Origin of the sequence: Microseira wollei NIES-4236 (assembly GCF_020521235.1) — a bacterium.
Classification (GTDB): domain Bacteria; phylum Cyanobacteriota; class Cyanobacteriia; order Cyanobacteriales; family Aerosakkonemataceae; genus Microseira; species Microseira wollei.
On record NZ_BLAY01000403.1, the window covers coordinates 1 to 2180 of the forward strand.

Annotated in this window: 1 protein-coding gene; it reads right to left on the reverse strand. The window is 52.2% G+C overall.

Going from position 1 to position 2180, the window contains the following annotated elements; genetic code table 11:
• Positions 1-245 precede the first annotated feature (245 nt).
• Entirely contained in the window at positions 246-1880 is a 1635-nt protein-coding gene (locus MiSe_RS48735; RefSeq protein WP_226594698.1) for a response regulator, read from the reverse strand.
• Positions 1881-2180 lie beyond the last annotated feature (300 nt).

A 2180-nucleotide genomic window follows, 5' to 3' on the forward strand; every position in this document is an offset into this window, starting at 1 on the left:
CTGATGCCGTGCCCCTACCCCGATTGATCTGGCGGCAAATCGATCTCAGTAGGGGCACGGCATCTGACCATCTTTCGACTGGCGACAAAACTCTGATGCCGTGCCCCTACCCCGATTGATCTGGCGGCAAATCGATCTCAGTAGGGGCACGGCATCCTACAATCTTTCAACTGGCGACAAAACTCTGATGCCGTGCCCCTACCCTGATTGATCTGGCGGCAAATCGCTCACCTGCTCACCTGCGATTAATTTTGCGCGTTCTTTGGTAGGGTAAGCTCGAAGCCCCAAGGTTCTAGTAATGTGCGTAACAAATCGAACACTTGGGGCTCGGCATCGACTACGAGTAACTTGCCTTCGGGGGTGGCGGATTGTTGCAGGATTTGCGCGATCGCTTCCATCACCCGACTCGCCGACACGGGTTTGTGCAGGAAACCCCTAGCCCCGAGTTGGGCAGCGGTGATCGGATCGCTCAACCCCTCGCGGGCGGTAAACACCAACACTGGTATCGGGGGTTGATCAGTTGCCAATTCCGCTAACAATCCAAACCCATTTTCTGCCGAGTCGGGAAAGCACAGATCGAGCAGCACCACATCGGGGCGGGTATGGGCGATAAATTCTCTGGCAATGGATAAATTATCAGCAGCCGCAGCTTGCATTCCCCAGGTGGTAGCCTGGGTTACCAAATGTGCGGTGAGGGCGGTATCGTCATCGACAATTAACAGTTGGGATTGCTGCTTGACGGGAATCGGTGCAGGAGTTGGTAGCGGGGAAGTGGCTGGATCTCGCTCCAATTCTTGCCGCAACGCCAGAACGAGTTGAGGTAAATGCTCTATTTGCCCCGGATTCGGGTTTGTATCGGCTTTAAAGGTTTGTTCGATTTGACGCGAGAGGTGGGAGGCTTTATCGAAACCAAAGCTGCCCAGGGAACCCACGAGGGTGTGTGCTTCCCTGACAGCGGACTGGCGTAATTCTTCAGTCAGCTTGCTTTGTTCTAGGGCAGCGATCGCTTGTTCCAAAACCGCGATCCGAGCCAGGTAAGTCTCTTTATATCGCTTCCAGATACCAGTAATAGCTGATGTGGCAGAGGACGCGGGGGAAGAGGAGGCGGGGACACGGGGACACGGAGACGCGGGGAATGTCTCTGCAAAACTCGACCCGTCCCCGCGTCTCCCACTCTCCGCGTCTTTTCTGCTCACCTGCTCTGTTTCTTTGGGTTTGAGCCGATACCCCAGGCGATAGACTGTTTCGATCAGATCGGCTTTAGCCCCAGCTTGTTTGAGTTTAGATCGCAAACTCTTAATATGCGCTCTGACGGCATTTTCTGAAGGGGGTTCGTCAAATGACCAAAGGTGATCGAGCAGCGCACTGGAACTGTATATTTTATTACTGTTGCGTAAGAAAAGCTCTAGCAGGCCATACTCTTTAGCAGTCAAATGCAAGAGTTGACCGTTGTAAGTAACTTCACAGCTACTGGGGTCAAGACGAAGATTTCCCCACTCTATAACTGGGGAACTGGTGGTATTGCCTCGACGCAGTAAAGCGCGTATCCGGGCTAATAACTCTTGCAAATCAAATGGTTTAACGACGTAATCATCTGCCCCGGCGTCTAACGCCATCACCTTGCTGGTACTGGCATCTTGGGCAGTGACTAAAAGCACGGGGGTGCTATTTTGAGCTTGTCGCAGCCGTTGGCAAAGACTAATTCCGTCGAGCTTAGGCAGCATCAAATCGAGCAAAATCAAGTCATATTGGATACCTTCAGCCAAGTTCCAACCAACCTGACCATCTGGAGCCAGATCGACTAGATAATGCTGGTTTGTCAGCGTGTCTTTCAGCACTTGAGCCAGATGCTCATCGTCTTCTACTAGCAAAATTCTCACGGCGGCTAGTTACCCTCAAGACTTGGTAGGAGCGAAAGATCTCCTATAATCCAGATTAATCCTGAACGGTCGCGAGCGATCTCGCGAGGGCAGCAGTTGCAGAAGCGATTCACGGGTATTTAACCGCACTTGTGGGTTGTAATATCGTTTCCGGTTGCATCCAAACGATCAAAATTGGTCGTCGGGGCACGGCAGTGGAAAATCTTCGCCTTTTGGGCAAAGACTATTGATGTTCCCTGGGATATCAACATTGGTCGTCGGGGCACGGCAGTGGAAAATCTTCGCCTTTTGGGCAAAGAC